The sequence below is a fragment of the Erwinia sp. MYb375 genome, assembly GCF_037479175.1.
Lineage (GTDB): Bacteria > Pseudomonadota > Gammaproteobacteria > Enterobacterales > Enterobacteriaceae > Erwinia > Erwinia rhapontici.
Genome location: NZ_JBBGZS010000019.1, coordinates 66,192 through 88,374, shown reverse-complemented (window position 1 = coordinate 88,374; position 22,183 = coordinate 66,192). Strand labels below are relative to the sequence as shown.

Genomic DNA, 22,183 nt, shown 5'->3' with positions numbered 1-22,183 from the left:
TACCATAAAAACCGTTTAGTCATTTTGGTTATTAATTATTTCCAACCCTTATTTAAGGGTTATTATGCTTGCCCTTACCCTGTTGTTAATAGATCTCTGACTGTGGAATTTTCAACGCAATGACGACTCAGGCACCCTCTAACATGCTTCCGTTAAATCCGGACCAGCTTGCCCGCTTACAGGCAGCCACCGGTGATTATTCCCCCACCCAGCTGGCGTGGCTTTCCGGTTATTTCTGGGGCATGGTCAATCAGGCGCCGGGTACGGCAGTCGCCAGCGCTCCCGCTGCGGTTGAGGTGCCAACCGTCACTATTCTCTCTGCGTCACAAACCGGGAATGCACGCCGTCTCTCCGAACAGCTGCGTGATGACCTGCTGGCCGTGAAACTGAACGTTAACCTAGTGAATGCCGGTGACTATAAATTCAAGCAGATCGGGCAGGAAAAACTACTGGTCGTGGTGACCTCCACGCAGGGCGAGGGGGAGCCGCCGGAAGAAGCCGTTGCGCTGCATAAATTCCTGATGTCGAAGAAAGCACCAAAAATGGACGGCAGCGCCTTTGCGGTGTTTGGTCTGGGGGATACGTCTTACGAATTTTTCAGCCAGGCCGGAAAAGATTTTGACAACAAACTGGCTGAACTGGGCGGGGAGCGTCTGCTCGATCGCGTTGATGCTGACGTGGAGTACGCGCAACAGGCCGAAGCCTGGCGTAAGCAGGTGGTGGATGTTCTTAAAGCTCGTGTGCCGGATGCCAGCGCGGGTCAGATTGCCGCAGCGGCAACAGGTAGCGTGAATGAAATTCACAGCAGCCCCTACACCAAAGAAACTCCGTTGACCGCCAGCCTGGCGGTCAATCAGAAAATCACGGGTCGTGACTCCGATAAAGATGTGCGCCATATTGAAATTGATCTCGGTGATTCCGGGTTGCGTTATCAGCCGGGCGATGCCCTTGGCGTATGGTTCGAGAATGATCCGCTGTTGGTAAAAGAGCTGCTTGAACTGCTGTGGCTGAAAGGCGACGAGACAGTCACCGTGAACGGCGAGACGTTACCCCTGGCAGAGGCTTTGCAAAAACAGTATGAACTGACGGTCAATACCCCGCAGATCGTCGAGCAGTATGCCCAGCTTTCCCGCAATGAAGCGTTACTGGCGCAAATTGACGAGAAAGCCAAACTTCACCATTACGCACAGAACACACCGATTGTTGATATGGTGCGTTACGCCCCGACTGAGCTGAACGCTGAGCAGTTACTCGGCTTGCTGCGTCCGCTGACGCCGCGCCTCTATTCGATTGCTTCTTCGCAGGCTGAGAATGAAACCGAAGTGCATATCACCGTTGGTGCTGTGCGCTTTGAGATTGAAGGCCGTGCGCGTGCTGGCGGGGCCTCCAGCTATCTGGCTGATCGTCTGGAGGAGGATGCAGAAATCCGCGTCTTCATTGAGCACAACGATAATTTCCGTCTGCCAGCCAACCCGGATGCACCGGTGATTATGATTGGCCCGGGCACCGGGATTGCCCCGTTCCGCGCCTTTATGCAGCAGCGTGATACGGAAGGGGCTGGCGGTAAAAACTGGCTGTTCTTCGGTAATCCACACTTTACCGAAGACTTCCTGTATCAGGTTGAGTGGCAGCGTTACGTGAAAGACGGTTTGCTGACAAACATTGATTTAGCCTGGTCACGCGACCAGGATCATAAAGTGTACGTACAAGATAAAATCCGTGCGAAAGGTGCGGAACTGTGGCGCTGGATCGAAGAGGGCGCGCACATTTACGTCTGTGGCGATGCAAATCGTATGGCTAAAGACGTTGAGCAGGCATTACTGGAAGTGGTAGCCGAATTCGGTGCAATGGACACCGAAACGGCGGATGAATTTTTAAGTGAGCTGCGCATTGAGCGCCGTTATCAGCGAGATGTGTACTAATGAGCAATGAAAAATACCCAGGGCCGTTGGTGGTCGAAGGCAAGCTGGTCGACGCTGAACGCCTGAAAAAACAGAGTAACTATCTGCGTGGTGGCATTGCCGAAGACCTGCACGACGGGCTGACCGGCGGCTTCAACGGCGATAACTTCTTGCTGATCCGTTTCCACGGTATGTACCAGCAGGATGACCGTGATATCCGTGCTGAACGTACAGAGCAGAAACTGGATGCGCGCCATGCGATGATGCTGCGCTGCCGTCTGCCGGGCGGCATCATGACGCCGAAACAGTGGCTGGCGATCGACAAGTTCGCCACCGATAACACGATTTACGGCAGTATCCGTCTGACCAACCGCCAGACTTTCCAGTTCCATGGCATTCTGAAAGGCAACGTTAAACCGGCGCATCAGATGCTGCATGAAGTGGGCCTGGATGCGTTGGCGACCGCCAATGACGTGAACCGTAATGTGCTGTGCAGCTCAAACCCGATTGAGTCTGAACTGCATCGGGAAGCGTACGAGTGGGCCAAAAAGCTCTCTGAGCATCTGCTGCCGCAGACCCGCGCTTACGCCGAAATCTGGCTGGACCAGGAAAAAGTGGCCACCACTGACGTTGAGCCGATCCTCGGTGAAACCTATCTGCCGCGTAAGTTCAAAACGACCGTGGTGGTGCCGCCGCATAATGACGTCGATTTGCACGCCAACGACCTGAACTTTATTGCGATTGCCGAGAACGGCAAGCTGGTGGGCTTTAACCTGTTGGTGGGCGGCGGACTGTCTATCGACCACGGGAATAAAGCCACTTACGCACGCACCGCCAGCGAGTTCGGTTATCTGCCGCTGGAGAAAATTCTCGATGTGGCCGAAGCCGTGGTCACCACTCAGCGTGACTGGGGGAATCGTACCGACCGTAAGAACGCAAAAACCAAATACACGCTGGAGCGCGTTGGCCCGGATGTGTTTAAAGCGGAGGTGGAGCGCCGTGCAGGGCTGACCTTCGAGCCGACCCGTCCGTACGAATTCACCACACGTGGCGATCGTTTTGGTTGGGTTAAGGGCATCGATAATCAATGGCACCTGACGCTGTTTATCGAGAATGGTCGTCTGCTCGACTACCCTGGCCGGCCGCTGAAAACCGGTCTGGCCGAGATCGCTAAGATCCATCAGGGCGATTTCCGCCTGACGGCGAATCAGAACCTGATAGTTGCCGGGGTGCCGGAGTCAGAGAAAGAGAAAATTCAACAGCTGGCGATGTCGCACAGTCTGATGGAAAACGTCAGTCATCAGCGTGAAAACTCGATGGCCTGTGTGGCCTTCCCGACCTGCCCACTGGCAATGGCTGAAGCGGAGCGTTTCCTGCCAGAGTTTGTGACGCGTGTTGAAGGCATCATGAATAAGCACGGTGTGGGTGATGAGCATATTGTCCTGCGCGTAACGGGTTGCCCGAATGGCTGTGGCCGTGCGCTGCTGGCTGAGGTGGGCCTGGTCGGCAAGGCACCGGGGCGTTACAACCTGCATCTGGGCGGTAACCGCGTGGGTACACGCATTCCGCGTATGCACAGTGAAAACATCAATGAAGAGCAGATTCTGGCAACGCTTGATGAGCTGGTTGGCCGTTGGGCGAAAGAGCGCGAAGCTGACGAAGGTTTCGGTGATTTCACCATCCGTGCCGGGATCGTCCGGCCGGTACTCGATCCGGCCCGTGATTTCTGGGAATGAGGGAGGCGTGATATGGCAGTTCTCGATCTGACGATACTGAACGCATTACCGAAGGTGGAGCGCGTCATGGCGCTCGCCGAAATCAACAACACGCTGGATAAACTGTCTGCCGAAGACCGGGTGATCTGGGGTCTGGAGAACCTGCCGGGCGAGGCCGTGCTGACCTCCAGTTTTGGCATTCAGGCGGCGGTCAGTCTGCATCTGGTTGCGCGGCAGAAGCCAGATATTCCGGTGATTCTGACGGATACCGGCTATCTGTTCCCGGAAACCTATCAGTTTATCGATCAACTGACCGAGAAGCTGGATCTTAACTTACAGGTGTTCCGCGCAGAGCACAGCCCGGCGTGGCAGGAAGCGCGTTATGGCAAGCTGTGGGAGCAGGGCGTAGAGGGCATTGAGCGTTATAACCAGATCAACAAGGTTGAACCCATGAACCGTGCGCTGGAGACGCTGAACGCCCAGACATGGTTTGCCGGCCTGCGCCGCGATCAGTCCGGGAGCCGGGCGCATTTGCCGGTGCTGGCGATCAAGAAAGGCGTCTTTAAATTATTGCCGATCATCGACTGGGATAACCGTCAGGTATATCAGTATCTGCAACAGCATTGCCTGAGCTACCACCCGCTGTGGGAACAGGGTTATCTCTCGGTGGGGGATACCCACACCACGCGTAAGTGGGAACCTGGGATGGCAGAAGAAGAGACGCGTTTCTTTGGCCTGAAGCGCGAGTGCGGCCTGCACGAGTAGTTTTACTTGTTACCAAATTAGCGTCGTGGCCGACCTTCTGTTTTGGTCGGCCACTGAATCTCCCGTAGTTACCCGCAGAAAGGGTACTCGCTGTCGCTTTCCAAACCGCCACCAAAGTGCGATTTCCTGTAGGGGTTGACCATTTTTTTCGGTCAACCCGTGCTCCATATGACTGCGGTATTGCAGCGGGGCGTTCTGCCCATTGCGGTCACCGGTGCTCTGTATTAAAGCGGGGTAGCTGTTGGTATCGGGACCATCAGATCCCGGTCAGTGCCGCAAACTTATCCGCAGAGCGGGTGATATTCACTTTTGTCACTTCGTAGCTGGCGACTTTCTGGAACGGATCTTCCGCCAGGATAACGTCCAGCTGCTTTCTGTCCATTTCTTTCACCATGATCATGCCGCCGGTGCGCGGATCTTTACGCCCGGCGCTGATAAAGGCCCCGGCGGTAAAGTAACGATTAATCCAGGCAACGTGAGGTTCGAGCAGCGCTTCCACTTCTTCCATCGGACGGGTGTAGGTCAGAAAGACGATATACATGAATCACTCCAAAACATTAAGGATTAGCCAGTTCGCGGATCAAGGGCAGCAACACCGCCACCGAATCATGTGCACGGTGGGTAATACGCCCCGGTAACCAGCGGTCAATATAAGCCAGATTATCACGCTGTGCCTGATGGCGAAGCGCGACAGGGAAGTGCTGGGCGATACTACGCGGCAGCTTGCCGGATGACGCATCGCTGGCGTTGACCGACAGCAGCGGGAAGCCGGCGCGGTCGAAGGGGGTCTCTTCACTCGCTGTCTGCGCCGAACTTTTGATGCCCAGATGACGGGCCAGTGTCATGGCGCGATCGCGCGTCTGCCGGGCCACGGCTTTGGGGGTTTTGCTGCCGCTGGTAAACGTCAGATGGCTGCCGATAATCAGGCTGTCGAGATTAATTACCAGCAGCGTATTGTGTTTCTCTTCGGGGGTCATACGCGAAAGGTAGTCTTCGCTGCCCTGATGGCCAATCTCTTCGCCGCTCAGGGCAACGAAGCGCAAACTGTAATGCTGTGGCTGACTACTGAGCCGCTGTGCCAGTTCCAGCATCACCCCGAGGCCGGAGGCATTATCATCCACGCCCTGATTGGTGAGCCCACCGAGGTTATTCTGCATCTCGGTATCATTATGCGGCGTCCAGCTGTCGCTGTGGGCGATAATCACAATCTGCTGTGCGACCTGGCCTTCCCGCGCCGCAATTACCGAGGTCGCATTGACGTTGCGCCATGTCACATCGCCGCTTTGATGCTGATAGGCATAACGCGTGGTGAAACGACGCTGGTTGCTGTGATAGCCCAGCTGGGTGAACTGCTGCTGCAGATAATCGGCGGTCAGCATATCCGCCGGGCTGCCCGCCATTCTGCCGGGAAAATAGGTGGCAATATGACGCAGTTGCTGTTCGGCGATACTGCCTGTCTTTATACTAACGGCACTCGAACTGAAACTGATGCCGCAAATGAGCAGTGCTGCCAGCGTCCCCTGGCGCAGAAGGGTTACCATGGATCATTCCTTAAAACCTGTCGCATCAGGCTATTTTACTTGCCATTTTGAGCACTGCCCAGGTTCAAAATCCTCACGTACTGCGTGTACGCTGCGGGATTGAAGCGCTGTCCGAGTCCAAACTGGCTGCGACAATTACGCCTAATCATTCAGGCATTGATACGTCGTCAGTGACGATACGTACGAAATTTTTTGCGCAGTTAGTATGAAATTGTGATGGCCGTTAAACAATTTTATTCTCTCTGAAAGGTGCGAAATATCATCTGTTAAGCACATTTTGTTCTCAGCTTTACCGGGGCGTTATTCCATTCGGTAACTACTCATTCCAATTAGTAATTTCATAAGCCTTAAGCGCGGGACGTATAGTCCCCTTAACAATAGTGATATAGACAGGGTTCACGTGGATTATCTCCCTCTTTTTGCTGATATCAGACACAAGCCGGTGCTGGTGGTTGGCGGTGGCGATGTCGCTGCACGCAAAATCGAACTGCTGCGCCGCGCCGGTGCGCATGTGCTGGTCGTGTCACACCATCTGTGTGAAGAACTGGCGGCATTGCATGACAGCGGCAGTATCGAATGGCTGGCAAAGGATTATCAGGCCACTCAGCTTGATCAGGTGTTCCTGGTGATTGCCGCCACCGATGATGGCGAACTCAATGGTCAGGTCTATCTGGATGCCACTGCGCGCCGTCTGCTGGCCAACGTGGTTGATGACCAGCCGAAATGCTCCTTTATTTTTCCTTCTATTGTTGATCGCTCCCCGCTGGTGGTCGCGATCTCCTCCAGCGGCACGGCACCCGTACTGGCACGCCTGCTGCGTGAAAAACTGGAGTCGCTGCTGCCTGCGAACCTCGGACAGATGGCGCAGATTGCCGGCCAGTGGCGCGGGAAAGTGAAAGCCCGCTTCAACAAAATGTCCGATCGCCGCCGTTTCTGGGAAAAAGCCTTCAACGGCTTATTTGCCAATCAGGTCGCCTCCGGCAATGTGGAAGGGGCTAAACGCACGCTGGACCAGCAGTTGGCTGACCCGGAAGCCCCGCAGGGAGAGATTATTCTGGTGGGGGCCGGGCCGGGCGACAGTGGCCTGCTGACCCTGCGCGGATTGCAGGTGATGCAACTGGCTGATGTGGTGCTGTATGACCATCTGGTCAGCGAGGAAATTCTGGATTTAGTGCGTCGCGATGCGGATCGCATCTGCGTGGGTAAGCGCGCTAACGCCCACAGTGTTCCGCAGGAAGAAACTAACCGCCTGCTGGTAGAACTGGCGAAGCAGGGCAAACGCGTTGTGCGCCTGAAGGGCGGTGACCCGTTTATCTTCGGCCGTGGGGGCGAAGAGCTTCAGGCCGCCGTGGCCGCTGGCATTCCCTTCCAGGTGGTGCCGGGCGTGACCGCTGCCGCCGGGGCAACCGCCTACGCGGGCATCCCACTGACTCACCGTGACCATGCACAAAGCGTTCTGTTCGTCACCGGACAATGCCGTGCGGATGGCAACGGTACGGACTGGCCAGCGCTGGCTCGTTCTCGTCAGACGCTGGCTATTTATATGGGGGCCATGGCGGCAGGCGACATCGCCAGCCAGCTGATGGCGCACGGGCGCGATCCGGCTACCCCGGCTGCGGTGATTAGCCGTGGCACCCGTCAGGATCAGCAGGTACTGACCGGGACCTTACAACAACTTGAAGAACTGGCACGAAACGCCCCAACTCCGGCGCTGTTAGTGATTGGCGAAGTGGTCAAACTGCATGACGAGTTGGCATGGTTTCAACATTCAGCGCAGCAGGACGGACGCGAGTCCCCTGTTGTTAATTTGGCTTGAGTAAAAGATATGGATCAGAAACGACTCACTCATCTGCGTCAACTGGAGGCGGAAAGCATCCATATTATCCGCGAAGTGGCCGCAGAGTTCGGCAACCCGGTGATGATGTACTCTATCGGCAAAGACTCATCGGTGATGCTGCACCTGGCGCGTAAAGCCTTCTATCCGGGAACACTGCCGTTCCCGCTGCTGCATGTTGATACCGGCTGGAAATTCCGCGAAATGTACGAATTCCGCGATCGCATGGTGAAAAATATCGGCGCAGAGCTGCTGATCCACCGTAATCCGGAAGGCGTAGCGATGGGCATTAACCCCTTTGTTCACGGCAGTGCCAAGCACACCGACATCATGAAAACTGAAGGGCTGAAGCAGGCGCTGAATAAGTACGGTTTTGATGCTGCCTTTGGTGGCGCACGCCGTGATGAAGAGAAATCCCGCGCGAAAGAGCGCATTTACTCCTTCCGTGACCGCTTCCATCGCTGGGACCCGAAAAACCAGCGTCCGGAGCTGTGGCACAACTATAACGGTCAGATTAACAAAGGTGAAAGCATCCGTGTTTTCCCGCTGTCCAACTGGACAGAGCTGGATATCTGGCAGTACATCTTCCTGGAAAATATCGAGATTGTGCCACTGTATCTGGCCGCGGAACGCCCGGTGCTGGAACGTGACGGTATGCTGATGATGATCGATGACGACCGTATCGATCTGCAACCGGGTGAAGTGATCGAGCAGCGTATGGTGCGTTTCCGTACCCTCGGCTGCTGGCCTCTGACCGGTGCGGTGGAGTCCGAAGCGCAAACGCTGCCAGCGATCATCGAAGAGATGCTGGTTTCCACCACCAGTGAGCGCCAGGGGCGCATGATTGACCGCGATCAGGCCGGCTCAATGGAGCTGAAAAAACGCCAGGGCTACTTCTAAGGAACCGTCATGAATACAGTAATTGCACAACAGATTGCCGACCAGGGCGGCGTGGAAGCCTGGCTGCACACCCAGCAACATAAAAGCCTGCTGCGCTTTCTTACCTGCGGCAGCGTGGACGATGGCAAAAGTACGCTGATCGGCCGTCTGTTGCACGACACGCGTCAGATTTACGAAGATCAGCTCTCGTCACTGCACAACGACAGTAAACGTCACGGCACCCAGGGCGAAAAACTGGATCTCGCGCTGTTGGTTGATGGTTTACAGGCCGAACGTGAACAGGGCATTACCATTGACGTGGCGTATCGCTATTTCTCCACCGAGAAGCGCAAATTCATTATCGCCGACACGCCGGGCCATGAGCAGTATACGCGCAACATGGCGACCGGTGCTTCAACCTGCGATCTGGCGATCCTGCTGATCGATGCGCGCAAAGGCGTGCTCGATCAGACCCGTCGCCACAGCTTTATCTCCACCCTGCTGGGTATCAAGCATCTGATCGTCGCCATCAACAAGATGGATCTGGTGGAGTACAGCCAGGAGACCTTCGAGCAGATCAAACAGGATTACCTGGATTTTGCCGGGCAGCTGCCGGGCGATCTCGACATCCGCTTTGTGCCGCTGTCGGCGCTGGAAGGCGAAAACGTCGCCTCTCCGAGTGACGCGATGAACTGGTACAGCGGCCCAACGCTGCTGGACGTGCTGGAAACCGTGGATGTACAGCGCGTGGTGGAGCAGCAGCCAATGCGCTTCCCGGTACAATATGTTAACCGCCCGAACCTCGACTTCCGGGGCTACGCCGGTACGCTTGCCTCCGGCATTATTCAGGTCGGACAGCGGGTGAAAGTGCTGCCGTCTGGCGTGGAGTCTGCTGTTGCGCGCATCGTGACGTTCGATGGCGATCTGCAACAGGCCGCCGCCGGGGAGGCGATCACTCTGGTGCTGAAAGACGAAATTGATATCAGCCGTGGCGACCTGTTGGTGGCCGCGGATGCTGACCTGACGCCGGTGCAGGCTGCGGCGGTGGATGTGGTCTGGATGGCGGAAAAACCGCTGGTGCCGGGCCAGAGTTTCGACGTGAAAATTGCCGGGAAGAAAACCCGTGCGCGCGTGGAGCGCATTCAGCATCAGGTGGAGATCAACAACCTGACGCAGCATAACGCTCAGGAATTGCCGCTGAACGGTATCGGGCTGGTGGATCTGATCTTCGATGAGCCGATGGTGCTGGATCCGTACCAGCAAAATCCGGTGACCGGTGGGATGATCTTTATCGATCGCCTGAGCAATGTGACTGTTGGCGCGGGTATGATCCGTCAGCCGCTGGACGATGTGCAACAGAGCAGCGGTGATTTCAGCGCCTTTGAACTGGAACTGAATGCGCTGGTGCGCCGTCATTTCCCGCACTGGAATGCACGCGACCTGTTGGGCGGTAAGTAATATGGCGCAGCATGATGAAAATGTGGTGTGGCACACGCATCCGGTGAGCCGGGAACAGCGTGAGCAGCAGCAGGGTCATCAGGGTGTGGTGCTGTGGTTTACCGGGCTGTCGGGTTCCGGTAAATCCACCGTCGCTGGCGCGCTGGAGCAGGCACTGCATCGGTTGAATGTCAGCAGTTATCTGCTGGACGGTGATAATGTGCGTCACGGCCTGTGCCGCGACCTCGGCTTCAGCGATGACGATCGTAAAGAGAATATTCGCCGCGTCGGTGAGGTGGCTAAGCTGATGGTGGATGCGGGGCTGGTGGTATTAACTGCCTTTATTTCGCCTCATCGTGCCGAGCGCCAGATGGTGCGCGAAATGGTCGGGGAAGGGCGTTTTATTGAAGTCTTTGTCGACACGCCGCTGGCTATCTGTGAAGCGCGCGATCCGAAGGGGTTGTACAAAAAAGCCCGGGCCGGGGAACTGCGCAATTTCACCGGTATCGATGCGGTGTACGAAGCCCCTGAACGGGCGGATATTCATCTGGATGGTGAACAATTGGTAACACATTTAACCCGACAGTTATTAGACGTGCTGCGCCAGCGAGATATTATCAAACCCTGAGAGAGCTTCGGCTAACGCCCGTTTGCGGGCAGTTATCAGGCAGAGGCACTTTGGCCTCTGCCTAAGCATCAACGGGAAGTCTATGCAAAACGTTACCCCCATGCTGGCAGGTAAAGACGAACGCGAGCGGGAAGAGCCGTCATGGGCCATCCCGGGTGGCGCGATGGGCTTTGTTTCATGGTGGGTCGCGCTGGCGATCCCTTTCCTGCTGTATGGTTCCACTACCCTGTTTTTTTTCCTCTACACCTGGCCTTTCTTCCTGGCGCTGTTACCGGTGTCGGTGCTGGTGGGAATTGCCGCGACTATGCTGCTGCGAGAGCATTTTGTCTGGGCTGCGTTAGCGACGGTGCTGCTGGTGATCGCCCTTTTCTGGCTGTTATTTACGCTTCTCACCGGCTGGTGAGCCGTCAGTGAGATGTGCAAATACATCGCAACGTTACAAAATCTATCAGTGCAGGGCGTTTTGATGCTCTTATTTGCTGTTTTTTAACGCGTATTGACGCCGTATTCTGAGAAAGTGGTTCTATTTCATCGACGGAGTGGAGTCATACCAAAAGTTATGGGATGATTGAGCCGTTTTTCAGGGGGCGGGGATGGGCAAACTTACGTTGCTGTTACTTGTACTTCTCGGCTGGCTGCAGTATTCGCTCTGGCTGGGCAAGAACGGCATTCATGATTATACACGCGTTAATGAGGATGTTGCTCAGCAACAGGCCAATAACGCCAAGCTTAAAGCGCGTAACGATCAGCTTTTTGCCGAAATCGACGACTTAAACGGCGGTTCGGAGGCGATCGAGGAACGCGCACGCAATGAGCTGGGGATGATTAAACCCGGCGAGACCTTCTATCGCCTGGTGCCGGATCAAAACAAACGAAACGCGCAGCAGCGAACAGCCAGTCAGTAACTATCACCATGAGCATCATGAATAGCGCCGAACCCTCTCCGGAGATCATCGCCATCGTCCCCGCTGCGGGGATCGGTAGCCGTATGCTCTCCGAATGCCCCAAGCAGTATCTCACCATTGGTGAAAAAACCATTCTGGAACACAGCATCGATGCGCTGCTGGCTCATCCGGCCGTCAGCCGGGTGATCGTTGCGCTCAGCCCGCAGGATATCCATTTCCGTCAGTTGCCCGTGGCCGCGGATGCGCGTGTGACGACGGTGGTCGGTGGCGGACTGCGCGCTGATTCGGTGCTGGCAGGTCTGCAGGCGGCAAAAGAGGCGCAGTGGGTGCTGGTGCATGACGCGGCACGCCCCTGCCTGCATCTCAGCGATTTGACCCGGCTGCTGGCACTGACCGCCACCAGTGAGGTGGGCGGTATTCTCGCCGCCCCGGTGCGCGATACGATGAAACGCGCCATTGGGGGCCGCAGTAATATTGATCATACCGTTGAGCGCGAAGCGCTGTGGCACGCGCTGACACCGCAACTTTTCCCGCAGGCGTTATTGCATGACTGCCTGCTGCGTGCGCTGAATGAAGGCGCAACGATCACGGATGAAGCTTCTGCGCTGGAATATTGTGGCTACCACCCTGAGCTGGTGAGCGGGCGCAGTGATAACCTGAAGGTGACAAGGCCGGAAGACCTGGCGCTGGCGCAATTTTATCTGACCCAAATACAACGTTAGGAGAACACATAATGCGTATCGGTCACGGTTTTGATGTCCATGCCTTCGGTGGCGAAGGCCCGCTGATTATTGGCGGCGTACGAATCCCTTATGAAAAAGGGTTACTGGCGCATTCTGATGGTGACGTTGCCCTGCATGCGCTGACAGATGCGCTGCTGGGTGCGGCGGCACTGGGCGATATTGGCAAACTGTTCCCGGATACCGATGAAGCTTATAAAGGTGCAGACAGCCGCGAACTGCTGCGCGAAGCGATGCGTCAGATCGCCAAAAAAGGCTATCGCGTGGGTAACGTCGATGTGACGATTATTGCTCAGGCACCGAAAATGCTGCCTCATGCGCCGCAGATGCGCATCAATATTGCTGAAGATCTCGGGATCCATATGGATGAGGTCAATGTGAAAGCGACCACCACCGAAAGACTCGGTTTTACCGGGCGCGGTGAAGGCATCGCTTGTGAAGCCGTTGCCCTGTTGATGAAGGTGTAACCGATGGATTTAACCCAACAGGGCTGGCTGCACGGTCAGCCGGTTGCCAGCGGTGTGCTGAAGGCTCACGCGGAAGATTTCGTTGTGATCGAAGACCTCGGCTACGCCCCGGACGGTGATGGCGAACAGCTGCTGGTGCGTATTCGCAAAAATGGCTGCAATACCCGTTTTGTCGCCGAAGCGCTGGCAAAGTTTGTTGGCATTCATCCGCGTGACGTCAGTTTTGCCGGGATGAAGGATCGCCATGCGGTGACCGAGCAGTGGTTCTGCCTGCGTGTACCAGGCAAAGTTACTCCGGACCTCAGTGCGTTTGAGCTGGCAGGTGTGGAGGTGCTGGAAAGCACCCGCCATCGCCGCAAGCTGCGTACCGGTGCGTTACAGGGCAATGCCTTTGCGTTGGTACTGCGCCAGATTTCTGACCGTGATGCGGTGGAACAGCGCCTGCAATTGATTGCTCGTGACGGCGTACCCAACTACTTTGGCAGCCAGCGTTTCGGCCATGAGGGTAACAATCTGACGATGGCGCAGCGCTGGGCTGCAGATGAAATCCGCGTGCGTGAGCGCAATAAACGCAGCTTTATTCTGTCCGCTGCCCGCAGCGCCATGTTTAACCAGGTGGTCAGTGATCGTCTGGCGCAGCAGGGTTCACTGTGCAAGGTGCTGCCGGGCGATGCCTTGCAGTTGACCGGGCGCGGCAGCTGGTTTGTGGCAGATGCTGCGGAGCTGGACACCCTGCAACAGCGCGTTAACGCCAGTGAACTGCGTATTACTGCACCGCTGCCGGGCAGCGGCGAGTGGGGTACGCGTGACGAAGCGCTGGCCTTTGAGCAGAATAGCCTGGCCGGTGCAGCGGCGCTGATCGCGCTGATGGATCGTGAACGCGTGGAGGCCGCTCGTCGTGCAATGCTGGTGATCCCGCGCGATCTGCAGTGGAACTGGCTGGATGACGTCACGCTGGAGATGAACTTCTGGCTGCCGGCGGGCAGCTTTGCCACCAGCGTGGTGCGCGAACTGCTGTTGACCCAGGGCAGCGTAACTGAGGTTGACGAGTAATTCCCTTTGCAGCAGAGCCTGATCCCCAGCAGGCTCTGCTAATTTATCGCCTTAAGTCAGCCGTTCCTTTCACTGTTTGAACCCTTGTATCCTCTTCTTTTCTGGCGATTTTGCGAGAACCCGTACTTCCGTTACAATGCGAAATAACTTAACAATTTTGTTAATGGGAATACGGATGAAACAACCCCATCTGCCAGTGCCGGAGAGCACAAGGGCATTTGTGCCTTTGAAGATTATTGCCAGCGGTGTGGCACTGCCTCCCGGTTGCGTGACCTCAGCGATGCTCGATGAACGTCTGGGTATGAAACCCGGCTATGTTGAAAAACGGTCGGGCATTGTTCACCGCTTTCATGCCGATCATCAGGCCAGTCAGGCGCAACTGGGCGCCGATGCGCTGGCGGCGGCACTGAGTGCGCAACATATCGACCCGGCTTCCATTGATCTGCTGATCTTTGCTTCGGCCATTGCCGTGCAGGCGCTGCCGTGCAGTGCCATACAGGTGCTTAAGCTGTCACCGCTGACGCCGGGTACGGCGGTGTTTGATATCAACAGCAGCTGCGTCAGCTTTATTTCGGCGTTGCAGGTGGCGGGGGGATTAGTGAACTGCGGTGCCTATCGGCGCATTGCTATTGTGTCGACTGAGCTGGCGTCACGCGGTATTGACTGGGAGCATGAAGAGTCATCGCTGATCTTCGGCGACGGCGCGGCCTGCGCCATCGTGGAACGCGGCAATGGGCAAAGCGGCATTCTCTCCTGCCTGATGGAGAGCTGGCCGGATGGCAGTGAACTCTGTGAGATCCGTGCCGGAGGCACGCGCTGCAACCCGCGTGCGGGCATGCGCGACAGCGATTTCCTGTTCCATATGCAGGGCAAAAAACTGTTCCGTCAGGCCTCGGGGCTGATCGAAGATTATCTGGCGCGCCTGCTGGCGATGGCCGGATTGACTCTGGCACAGATCGCCACGGTGGTGCCGCATCAGGCCAGCCACCTGTCGCTGGAACATATGCGTAAACGGCTGAACGTCAGCAGTGATGCGCTGGTGGATATTTACCGTTATCGCGGAAACCAGGTGGCGGCATCGATTCCCAGCGCGCTTCATGAAGCGATGGTTACCGATCGTTTCCAAAAAGGCCCGGTGATGCTGATTGGTACCGCCGCCGGGTTAACCCTGGGTGGCATGGTGCTGCTGCCGTGAAGGTTCTGGTCACCGGGGCCACCAGTGGCCTGGGGCGCAACGCCGTTGAGTGGCTGCTGGCGGCCGGGCATCAGGTGCTGGCAACCGGGCGTGATGATGCGGTGGGAGAGATACTGCGGCAGTGCGGGGCGCAGTTTACCGCCCTGGATCTGGCCCGGGCTTCGGCTGCCGATTGCGCTGACCTGGTCGGCGAGGCTGAGGTCGTGTGGCACTGCGCTGCCAAATCCTCGCCTTGGGGGCCGCGTGACGATTTCTGGCAGGCCAATGTTACGGCCACTGAGCGTCTGACGGCTGCCGCCGGGCAGCGGGGCGTTCGGCGTTTTATTCATATCTCCACACCCTCAATCTATTTCGATTATTCCCCTCATCACGATATTGATGAAACCTTCCGCGCCCGGCGTTTTGCCAATCACTATGCCGCCAGCAAATATGCCGCCGAGCAGGTGGTGTTGCAGCGGGTGGCACAGCACCCTGCCACCACGTTTGTCATGCTGCGTCCGCGTGCGCTGTTTGGTCCACACGATCGGGTGATTGTGCCGCGCCTGCTGGCACAGATTCAGCGTGATAATGGCGTGCTGCGGCTGCCCAACGGCGGGAATACGCTGCTCGATCTGACCTTTGTACTCAACGTGGTGCAGGCAATGTGGCTGGCGACCGATGTACCGGACCTGGCTTCTGGCGCGGTGTATAACGTGACCAATCAGCAGCCGGTAACGCTGGCGGACGTGTTGCGCCCGTTGCTTAACCAGCAGCTTGGGTTGAACTGCGCGATCCGCTCACTGCCTGCCAGCCTGCTTTATGGCGTGGCGGCATTGATGGAGGGAGCGGCGTTACTGACGCGGCGTGAGCCGTTACTGACCCGCTACAGCGTCGGCGCGGTGAGCCTGGATATGACCCTCAGCCAGCAGCGTGCCATCGATGAACTGGGTTATCGCCCGCATTATTCTATGGATGAGGCGATTGCGCTGACCGGGGCATGGTGGCGGCAGCAGGGAGTGGGTCAGCGTGGCTAAACTGACGACGTTCGACGTGGGTTACTGCACTCACCGTGGCTGCATGGCACTGCGCGGTGCCGGGCTGCGCGTCTGTCAGTTTCCTGCCCGAGCCTGGTTGCTGGAGGCCAATAACCGCCGCTGGATATGGGATACCGGCTACGCCAGCCACTTTATTGATCACACCCGTCAGGGCATTTTCCGTCTCTATGCACAGCTGACCCCGGTGTACTTCTCGCCAGAGCAGGCGCTGGTGGCGCAGCTCGGCCAGGCCGGATATCAACCTGATGATATTCAGGGACTGATTATTTCCCATTTCCACGGCGACCATATTGCCGGTCTGCACGATTTTCCGGGCGTTCCAATGATCGCCTCCGGGGAGGGTTGGCAGAAAACCCGCAGCCTGAAAGGTTTGCGCGCGCTGAAAAATGCCTTTGTGGCGGGACTGATCCCGGCTGATTTTGAGTCACGCCTGCATTGTGTTGAGCGCTTCGACGTTGTCGATCTCCCCGCTGAACTTCATCCTTTTGAGCGCGGCTGGCAACTGCCGGACAGCAACGGCGAAATTCTGCTGGTCGCGCTGCCGGGCCACGCTGCGGGTCAGCTTGGCGCGTTTGTCCTGCAGGATGATGGCTGGACGCTGCTGGCCAGCGATGCCGCCTGGTGCCCGGATAACTACCAGAAATTACGCGGCCCCTCACGGCTGGCCAGTCTGATTATGGATGACAGCGCCGCCTATTACCGCACGCTCAACCAGCTGCACCAGCTCTGGCGAGGCGGAAAAGTGCGTATTCTGCTGTGTCACGAGGGGGATTTATGATCCCGGTACGTATGCTGTGGCACTACTTCCGTGCGCGGCGGCTGCGGTTTCGCGATCGCGCGGCACTGGAGCGGTGGCAGGCCAGGCAGTTGCAACGTTTTGCCCGTCAGGTGATGGCGAAAAGTCCGTTCTATGCCCCGTTCTGTCATCTGCCGTTGTCGTCATGGCCGCTGAGTGACAAAGCGCAGATGATGACCCACTTTGATCAGATGAATACCGCCGGGCTGCAGGTGGATACGCTGCTCCAGTGCGCCCTGAAAAGTGAACAGGACCGCGATTTTGCGCCGAAAGTCGGGCGCTTCAGCGTGGGCTTATCGTCCGGCACATCCGGGCGGCGCGGCGTGTTTGTGGTGAGTCCACAGGAACAGCGCATCTGGGCAGGCGGTATGCTGGCGAAGATGCTGCCACGCGGGCTGCTCTCCGGTGAACGTGTGGCGCTGTTTCTGCGTGCCGATAATCATCTGTATCACAGCGTGGATACCCGCTGGCTGAGCCTGGCATTCTTTGATCTGTTCGCACCGTTCAGTGACCATTTACGTACGCTGCCGGCGTTTGCACCGACGATCATTGTGGCACCAGCACAGGTCTTGCGGGCGCTGGCACTGGCCGTGCAGAGCGGGCAGCTTAAACTGAACGTCAGCCGGGTGATCTCCGTGGCGGAAGTGCTGGAACCACAGGATCGCCTGCTGTTAGAAACGGTGTTCGGCGATGTGGCCGAGGTCTATCAAGCCACCGAGGGGTTTCTCGCGGCCAGCTGTTCTCATGGGCGTCTGCATCTTAACGAAGAATTTATCCACGTGCAGCCGGAGTGGATTGATGAGCGGCGCTTCACGCCGGTGATTACGGATTTCAGCCGACGCACACAGCCCGTGATTCGCTACCGGCTGGACGATGTGCTGGTCGCCGCAACGGAACCTTGCCCCTGCGGGCAGCCGACACGCGTGCTGGAGGCCATAGAAGGGCGTCGCGATGACCAGCTTCTGCTACCTGATATGAAGGGTGACGCGCAGGCTGTCTTTGCCGATGTGTGCAGCCGCGCGATTGCCCGTTCCCTGCCGCTAACCAGTGATTACCGGCTGGTGCAGACGGGGATGCACGATGTGCAGCTGATCAGCGATGCGGATGAAGCGTCGCTGGTCGCCTGCCAGCAGGCGCTGATTGCGTTGTTCGCACAGCAGGGGATCGCCACGGAGACGCTGCGCTGGCAGCTCAATGTACAGCCGCTGATGCCGCAGTTTGACCGCAAGCGGCGGCGTATTATTCGCCAGAAAGGAGAAGGCGTATGAATCTGTTACGTCGTTTAGTGGCGATGCTGGCGGGCTGGGGCAGTGTCGGGGTGATCTACACGTTCAGCGATCGCTGGCAGGGGCCCGGCACGGTGATGCACCCCGGTCTCGTTGACCGGATGATCCCGTTCAGTGCCGATGGTATCTGGCTCTACCTCTCATTTTTCCTGCTGATCCCGGCGGGCTATCTGTTCTGCCGCCCGGAGAAACTGCGCTGGTTAACGGGCTCAATGATCCTCACCGCGCTGGTATGCGGTGCGGTGTATTTGCTATGGCCCACCACGCTGGTCTATCCCATTGATCACGGCCAGGGGCTGAGTTCGCATCTGCTGGCGCAGCTGGTGGCCGCCGATTCAACGCAGAATTGTTTGCCCTCGCTGCATATGGCGTTGTCGTTGCTGGCGGTCTGGGCGCTGTATCAGCCTGAACAACGCTGGCGCAGCGGGCTATTGTTATTGTGGGGGGCGCTGATCGCGGTATCGATTCTGCAGCTGCGCCGCCACCTGTTTATTGACCTGGTCAGCGGTGCGCTGGTGGCGCTGGTCTGCGGCTGGATCTGCCTGCGGGCAGCACAGACGTTTCCTTTTTCATGGAGAGAGCGGCAATGAGTGATCTGGTCGTGCCGATTGTGGCGATGGTCTTGCTGGTGATGGCCGAGGCGCTGGTGCTGAATCGTCAGGATAAGCAGCAGGTCAACTGGCATGATGTGGTGTTCAACCTCAACTCCGGGCATATCATGCTGTGGCTGTTCCGTGGCCTTGAGGTGACCTGTTACGGCTATGTGGCGCTGCACTTCAGCCAGCACTGGCTGGATGTGCTGCCGACATGGGGACTGTGGCTGTTTGCGCTGCTGGCCTGGGATTTTGCCTTTTACTGGCTGCACCGCCTGCATCATCGTTTCAGTCTGCTGTGGGCCGTACACGTCGTCCATCACCAGGGCGAGCACTTTAATCTGTCGCTGGGGGTGCGTAACTCCTGGTACTCTTCACTGACCTCGATTCCCTTTTTCCTGCTGCTGGCGATAGCCGGTGTGCCGCTGTCGGTGTTTATCACCGTATCGATTTTCCACTACAGCATGCAGTTGTTTAACCACAACGCCCTGACGCCGAAGCTGGGCTGGCTGGAATATATTCTGGTGACGCCGAACCATCACCGTGTCCATCACGTTTGCGATCGTGCTTATTCCGATAAGAATTTTGGCGGCAGCTTTATTTTCTGGGACAAAATGTTTGGGACATTTGCCCGTCTGCCAGAAACAGAGTATCGCTTCGGCACCGGTGGGGAGCGCTCATCCCGTAACCCGTTCTGGGCAAGTAACCGGCCATTCTTCCGGCTGTTTAAACTGCCATTTTCTCCGGCGAAACGCGTAGCGGCGTTTCATTGCCGCGCCCGCGCACTGACCAGCGGTATGCTGCTGTTGTTTGTACTGGTGGCGAGTTATGTCTGGATATATGGCTACGGCTATCACAATATCGGCGGGGAACAGGTGGCGCTGTTTGTGTTGCTGGCGCTCGGGGCGGTGGCATTAGGTGGGTTGTCGGAAGGACGGCGCTGGAGCCCGCTTCTGTGGCTGGCGGTGGGGCTGGCGTATCCGGCGTGGTTTATCCTGTGCCGCGAGTCGGTTGAGATCTGGCTGGCGGGCGCACTGCTGGTGATGCTGCACAGCATCGCACTGGCGGCGGGGTGGGGGCGTCAGGTGCTGATCCCGGAGGCAGAACATGGCTGATTCACTGCCACCGCTGCGTTATCCTCCGGACGGCGAACAGGCATTCCATCAGGCGTTGCAGCGGGCCGCGCATCAGTATCTTTCCGCATCGAAAGACCATCGTTTCGCTGGTCGCGGGGACTGGCTGAAGGCCGGGGTATTGCTGGTGCTTTGTGTCTCCTGCTACGGGCTGAGCCTGCTTCAGTCCAGCAGCGGTGGATTTGTTCTCTGCTATCTCCTGTTTATGCTGATGGCGATGCTGCTCAATATTGTGGTTAACCACGATGCCAGCCACGGTGTCTTCAGCCGTTCGCCGCGTGTTAATCGTCTTATCAGCCGCCTGGTGACGCTGCCGCTGGGGCTGGATCCGGATTACTGGCGCGTGCGCCACGTCCATTTTCATCATGTTTATGCCAATATCGAACATTACGATCTCGATACCGAAGAGAACGGTTTCTTCCGGCAAACCCCGTATCAGCGTTGGCGACCGTGGATGCGCTGGCAGCATCTTTACTGGCCACTGGTGGCCGCACTGTCGCTGCCGTATCTGGCCTGGGTGTTTGACTGGGCCGACCGTTGTGGAAAAACGCCGCTGGCGGGAAGGCGCGTGATGCCGGGTGTCCGTGGCTGGTTACTGTTTTGCGGCTGTAAGGTGCTGCATCTGCTGCTGGTTCTCGCTGTACCGCTGTGGGCGGCAGAGCAGAATGGCATCGCGATGTCCGTGGTGCTGGGTGCCTGGCTGTGTAGCCAGATGGTGGCTTCTTTGCTGGTGGTATTCCTGCTGCTGGGCACCCACTGGGCTGAGGCGGAGTTTTTCGAGGTCGGGCCTGACGGGAAGCTGCCGCAAGGCTGGTATCGCCATAACTTCGCCACCGCCTGCGACTGGCAGCCTTCGCCCGCCTGGATCGGGCATTTCACTGGCGGGCTAAATATGCACCTGACGCACCATCTGTTTCCCGGCTGGCATCACCGGCATTATCCGGCACTGGCGCAGAGACTTTCCCGGCTTGCCAGCGAACACGGCATGAATTATCGCTGTATCAGTTATCGTGAACTGCTGCGGCGTCAGCAGACATTTTTACGCCGGATGGGACAGCCGGAGGAGGTTGCATGAACCCGCCACCGCTGCGTTTTTCCCGTGAAAATCTGCAATTTCACCGTGAGTTGACGCGCGCCACTCAGGCGTGGCTCGATCAGCACGGCGACCACCGTTTTGCCAACGGGGCGATGATCGCCAAAGCGGTGCTGCTGGCCTTACTGGCTGCCGGTTGCTGCTGGCTTGGCTTGCAGCAGACTCACTGGACGGGCTGGGCAGCTTGCCAGGCCGGGGTCAGCTTCTTTGCCATGCTGCTGACGATCAATGTGGTACATGATGCCTCGCATCAGGCTTTTTTCAGGTCAAAAGCCGCCAATCGCTGGCTGAATGTGCTGGCTACTATTCCGCTGGGGCTGGACCCGGAGTGCTGGCGGGTGCGCCATGTGCTGATGCATCACACCGGCAATAATGTCATCGGGTATGACCCGGATATGGAAGAGAACGGCATTCTGCGCCAGTCGCGTTTTCAGCGCCTGCGCCCGCTAATGCGCTATCAGCGCTATTACTGGCCGCTGGTGGCTGCCCTGACGTTTCCCTATTATATCTGGCTGTTTGACTGGCTGGATCGCGCCGGGCAGACACGCGTAGGGGCGAAAATGCGCCTGCAGGGTATCCAAGGCTGGGCGGCTTTTTTACTGGTAAAAGTGGGCCATTTTTTACTGGTGCTGGCGCTGCCCTTATGGCTGCTGCCGCCTTCTTTAGGCATCGGCACAATCGTGCTGGTTTATCTTTCCTGTCAGATGCTGGCATCGCTGGTTTTTGTCATGCTGATCATCGGTACTCACTGGGCGAAAGGAAACAGCTACCAGCCCACCGAACAGGGAAAATTGCCCCACAGCCGCTACACCCACCTGTTTGCGACCACCTGTGACTGGACGACGCGGCCGCACTGGCTGGGGTACTGGTTGGGCGGAATGAATTTGCACTTAACGCATCATCTGTTCCCCCACTGGAACCATCGACATTATCCGATGCTGGCGGGGATCATTGCGCAGATCGCCGCGCGTTATGGTTATGATTATCAGTGCCTGACGCTCACTCAGCTGATGAGTTCGCAGCAGCGTTTTTTACAGGAACTGGGAAAAGACAAGGCCGAAAGCTGATCGGCCCGCCCTGCAATGGTCCACTGGCATCCTTTATTTACCAGATATTTACACCTACCACTCCCCGGCGCATCCAGCTAAAATGTTTTCAGCCGCATCCGACGCCCCGGGAACACGAGTC

Annotated in this window: 22 protein-coding genes; 20 read left to right on the top strand and 2 right to left on the bottom strand. The window is 57.4% G+C overall.

Annotated elements, in window-relative coordinates; genetic code table 11:
* Positions 1-119: 119 nt before the first annotated feature.
* Genes cysJ through WH279_RS11185 form a run of 3 tightly spaced genes read left to right on the top strand, consistent with a single transcriptional unit; the run spans position 120 to position 4,381 of the window.
* A complete protein-coding gene (cysJ, locus tag WH279_RS11195; RefSeq protein WP_339456605.1) occupies positions 120-1,922 on the top strand; it encodes an NADPH-dependent assimilatory sulfite reductase flavoprotein subunit in 1,803 nt (600 codons plus the stop codon).
* Positions 1,922-3,637, top strand: a complete 1,716-nt coding sequence (cysI, locus tag WH279_RS11190; RefSeq protein WP_339456603.1) for an assimilatory sulfite reductase (NADPH) hemoprotein subunit — start codon at positions 1,922-1,924, stop codon at positions 3,635-3,637. Before cysJ ends, cysI begins: the two co-directional genes overlap by 1 nt.
* Before the next feature lie 12 nt (positions 3,638-3,649).
* On the top strand, positions 3,650-4,381 hold the full coding sequence (locus tag WH279_RS11185; RefSeq protein ID WP_339456601.1) for a phosphoadenylyl-sulfate reductase: 732 nt from the start codon (positions 3,650-3,652) through the stop codon (positions 4,379-4,381).
* 256 nt (positions 4,382-4,637) lie between these two features.
* Here the strand turns inward: WH279_RS11185 and WH279_RS11180 are convergent, their stop codons facing one another.
* Together WH279_RS11180 and WH279_RS11175 are read right to left on the bottom strand one after the other, a co-directional pair.
* A complete protein-coding gene (locus WH279_RS11180) occupies positions 4,638-4,922 on the bottom strand; it encodes a YciI family protein (RefSeq protein WP_159337947.1) in 285 nt (94 codons plus the stop codon).
* Between the two features lie 16 nt (positions 4,923-4,938).
* On the bottom strand, positions 4,939-5,922 hold the full coding sequence (locus WH279_RS11175) for an aminopeptidase (protein ID WP_339456599.1): 984 nt from the start codon (positions 5,920-5,922) through the stop codon (positions 4,939-4,941).
* Between the two features lie 400 nt (positions 5,923-6,322).
* On the opposite strand from WH279_RS11175, the gene cysG reads away from it, so the two are divergent.
* From cysG to WH279_RS11090, 17 genes are all read left to right on the top strand, one after another.
* Positions 6,323-7,738: a siroheme synthase CysG gene (cysG, locus tag WH279_RS11170; protein ID WP_339456597.1), complete on the top strand. Its 1,416-nt coding sequence runs from the start codon at positions 6,323-6,325 to the stop codon at positions 7,736-7,738.
* Positions 7,739-7,747: 9 nt separating this feature from the next.
* On the top strand, positions 7,748-8,656 hold the full coding sequence (gene cysD / locus WH279_RS11165; RefSeq protein ID WP_154753619.1) for a sulfate adenylyltransferase subunit CysD: 909 nt from the start codon (positions 7,748-7,750) through the stop codon (positions 8,654-8,656).
* Positions 8,657-8,665: 9 nt separating this feature from the next.
* A complete protein-coding gene (cysN, locus tag WH279_RS11160) occupies positions 8,666-10,093 on the top strand; it encodes a sulfate adenylyltransferase subunit CysN (protein ID WP_339456593.1) in 1,428 nt (475 codons plus the stop codon).
* Between the two features lies 1 nt (position 10,094).
* Positions 10,095-10,700 (top strand): adenylyl-sulfate kinase, encoded by a 606-nt coding sequence (cysC, locus tag WH279_RS11155; protein WP_200643212.1) that lies wholly within the window; start codon positions 10,095-10,097, stop codon positions 10,698-10,700.
* Positions 10,701-10,782: 82 nt separating this feature from the next.
* Positions 10,783-11,103, top strand: a complete 321-nt coding sequence (locus WH279_RS11150) for a DUF3561 family protein (protein ID WP_133846028.1) — start codon at positions 10,783-10,785, stop codon at positions 11,101-11,103.
* Between the two features lie 190 nt (positions 11,104-11,293).
* Complete coding sequence (gene ftsB, locus WH279_RS11145) at positions 11,294-11,605, top strand: cell division protein FtsB (protein WP_133846027.1); 312 nt, start codon at positions 11,294-11,296, stop codon at positions 11,603-11,605.
* A gap of 17 nt (positions 11,606-11,622) precedes the next feature.
* Entirely contained in the window at positions 11,623-12,327 is a 705-nt protein-coding gene (gene ispD / locus WH279_RS11140; protein ID WP_339456714.1) for a 2-C-methyl-D-erythritol 4-phosphate cytidylyltransferase, read from the top strand.
* A gap of 11 nt (positions 12,328-12,338) precedes the next feature.
* On the top strand, positions 12,339-12,812 hold the full coding sequence (ispF, locus tag WH279_RS11135) for a 2-C-methyl-D-erythritol 2,4-cyclodiphosphate synthase (RefSeq protein ID WP_133846025.1): 474 nt from the start codon (positions 12,339-12,341) through the stop codon (positions 12,810-12,812).
* 3 nt (positions 12,813-12,815) lie between these two features.
* Positions 12,816-13,865, top strand: coding sequence for a tRNA pseudouridine(13) synthase TruD (gene truD / locus WH279_RS11130; protein ID WP_339456590.1), 1,050 nt, complete (start codon positions 12,816-12,818; stop codon positions 13,863-13,865).
* A 175-nt stretch (positions 13,866-14,040) separates the two neighbouring features.
* Complete coding sequence (locus tag WH279_RS11125) at positions 14,041-15,060, top strand: 3-oxoacyl-[acyl-carrier-protein] synthase III C-terminal domain-containing protein (RefSeq protein WP_339456588.1); 1,020 nt, start codon at positions 14,041-14,043, stop codon at positions 15,058-15,060.
* On the top strand, positions 15,057-16,073 hold the full coding sequence (locus tag WH279_RS11120) for an NAD-dependent epimerase/dehydratase family protein (protein WP_339456586.1): 1,017 nt from the start codon (positions 15,057-15,059) through the stop codon (positions 16,071-16,073). Before WH279_RS11125 ends, WH279_RS11120 begins: the two co-directional genes overlap by 4 nt.
* A complete protein-coding gene (locus tag WH279_RS11115; protein ID WP_339456584.1) occupies positions 16,066-16,872 on the top strand; it encodes an MBL fold metallo-hydrolase in 807 nt (268 codons plus the stop codon). Before WH279_RS11120 ends, WH279_RS11115 begins: the two co-directional genes overlap by 8 nt.
* Positions 16,869-18,158 carry a F390 synthetase-related protein gene (locus WH279_RS11110; RefSeq protein ID WP_339456582.1) on the top strand — a complete coding sequence of 430 codons (1,290 nt, stop codon included), beginning with the start codon at positions 16,869-16,871 and terminating at the stop codon, positions 18,156-18,158. Before WH279_RS11115 ends, WH279_RS11110 begins: the two co-directional genes overlap by 4 nt.
* Positions 18,155-18,766, top strand: a complete 612-nt coding sequence (locus tag WH279_RS11105; protein ID WP_339456581.1) for a phosphatase PAP2 family protein — start codon at positions 18,155-18,157, stop codon at positions 18,764-18,766. Before WH279_RS11110 ends, WH279_RS11105 begins: the two co-directional genes overlap by 4 nt.
* Entirely contained in the window at positions 18,763-19,884 is a 1,122-nt protein-coding gene (locus tag WH279_RS11100; RefSeq protein ID WP_339456579.1) for a sterol desaturase family protein, read from the top strand. Before WH279_RS11105 ends, WH279_RS11100 begins: the two co-directional genes overlap by 4 nt.
* On the top strand, positions 19,877-20,977 hold the full coding sequence (locus WH279_RS11095) for an acyl-CoA desaturase (protein WP_339456577.1): 1,101 nt from the start codon (positions 19,877-19,879) through the stop codon (positions 20,975-20,977). The genes WH279_RS11100 and WH279_RS11095 overlap by 8 nt, the downstream gene beginning before the upstream one ends.
* Positions 20,974-22,062, top strand: a complete 1,089-nt coding sequence (locus WH279_RS11090) for a fatty acid desaturase family protein (protein ID WP_339456575.1) — start codon at positions 20,974-20,976, stop codon at positions 22,060-22,062. The genes WH279_RS11095 and WH279_RS11090 overlap by 4 nt, the downstream gene beginning before the upstream one ends.
* Positions 22,063-22,183: the final 121 nt, after the last annotated feature.

What these genes read in the sequence shown, in the direction of transcription:
- cysJ (WP_339456605.1), top strand. Translation starts at nt 120, where the DNA reads ATGACGACTCAGGCACCCTCTAACATGCTTCCGTTAAATCCGGACCAG.
- cysI (WP_339456603.1), top strand. Translation starts at nt 1,922, where the DNA reads ATGAGCAATGAAAAATACCCAGGGCCGTTGGTGGTCGAAGGCAAGCTG.
- WH279_RS11185 (WP_339456601.1), top strand. Translation starts at nt 3,650, where the DNA reads ATGGCAGTTCTCGATCTGACGATACTGAACGCATTACCGAAGGTGGAG.
- WH279_RS11180 (WP_159337947.1), bottom strand. Translation starts at nt 4,922, where the DNA reads ATGTATATCGTCTTTCTGACCTACACCCGTCCGATGGAAGAAGTGGAA.
- WH279_RS11175 (WP_339456599.1), bottom strand. Translation starts at nt 5,922, where the DNA reads ATGGTAACCCTTCTGCGCCAGGGGACGCTGGCAGCACTGCTCATTTGC.
- cysD (WP_154753619.1), top strand. Translation starts at nt 7,748, where the DNA reads ATGGATCAGAAACGACTCACTCATCTGCGTCAACTGGAGGCGGAAAGC.
- cysN (WP_339456593.1), top strand. Translation starts at nt 8,666, where the DNA reads ATGAATACAGTAATTGCACAACAGATTGCCGACCAGGGCGGCGTGGAA.
- cysC (WP_200643212.1), top strand. Translation starts at nt 10,095, where the DNA reads ATGGCGCAGCATGATGAAAATGTGGTGTGGCACACGCATCCGGTGAGC.
- WH279_RS11150 (WP_133846028.1), top strand. Translation starts at nt 10,783, where the DNA reads ATGCAAAACGTTACCCCCATGCTGGCAGGTAAAGACGAACGCGAGCGG.
- ftsB (WP_133846027.1), top strand. Translation starts at nt 11,294, where the DNA reads ATGGGCAAACTTACGTTGCTGTTACTTGTACTTCTCGGCTGGCTGCAG.
- ispD (WP_339456714.1), top strand. Translation starts at nt 11,623, where the DNA reads ATGAATAGCGCCGAACCCTCTCCGGAGATCATCGCCATCGTCCCCGCT.
- ispF (WP_133846025.1), top strand. Translation starts at nt 12,339, where the DNA reads ATGCGTATCGGTCACGGTTTTGATGTCCATGCCTTCGGTGGCGAAGGC.
- truD (WP_339456590.1), top strand. Translation starts at nt 12,816, where the DNA reads ATGGATTTAACCCAACAGGGCTGGCTGCACGGTCAGCCGGTTGCCAGC.
- WH279_RS11125 (WP_339456588.1), top strand. Translation starts at nt 14,041, where the DNA reads ATGAAACAACCCCATCTGCCAGTGCCGGAGAGCACAAGGGCATTTGTG.
- WH279_RS11110 (WP_339456582.1), top strand. Translation starts at nt 16,869, where the DNA reads ATGATCCCGGTACGTATGCTGTGGCACTACTTCCGTGCGCGGCGGCTG.
- WH279_RS11105 (WP_339456581.1), top strand. Translation starts at nt 18,155, where the DNA reads ATGAATCTGTTACGTCGTTTAGTGGCGATGCTGGCGGGCTGGGGCAGT.
- WH279_RS11100 (WP_339456579.1), top strand. Translation starts at nt 18,763, where the DNA reads ATGAGTGATCTGGTCGTGCCGATTGTGGCGATGGTCTTGCTGGTGATG.
- WH279_RS11095 (WP_339456577.1), top strand. Translation starts at nt 19,877, where the DNA reads ATGGCTGATTCACTGCCACCGCTGCGTTATCCTCCGGACGGCGAACAG.
- WH279_RS11090 (WP_339456575.1), top strand. Translation starts at nt 20,974, where the DNA reads ATGAACCCGCCACCGCTGCGTTTTTCCCGTGAAAATCTGCAATTTCAC.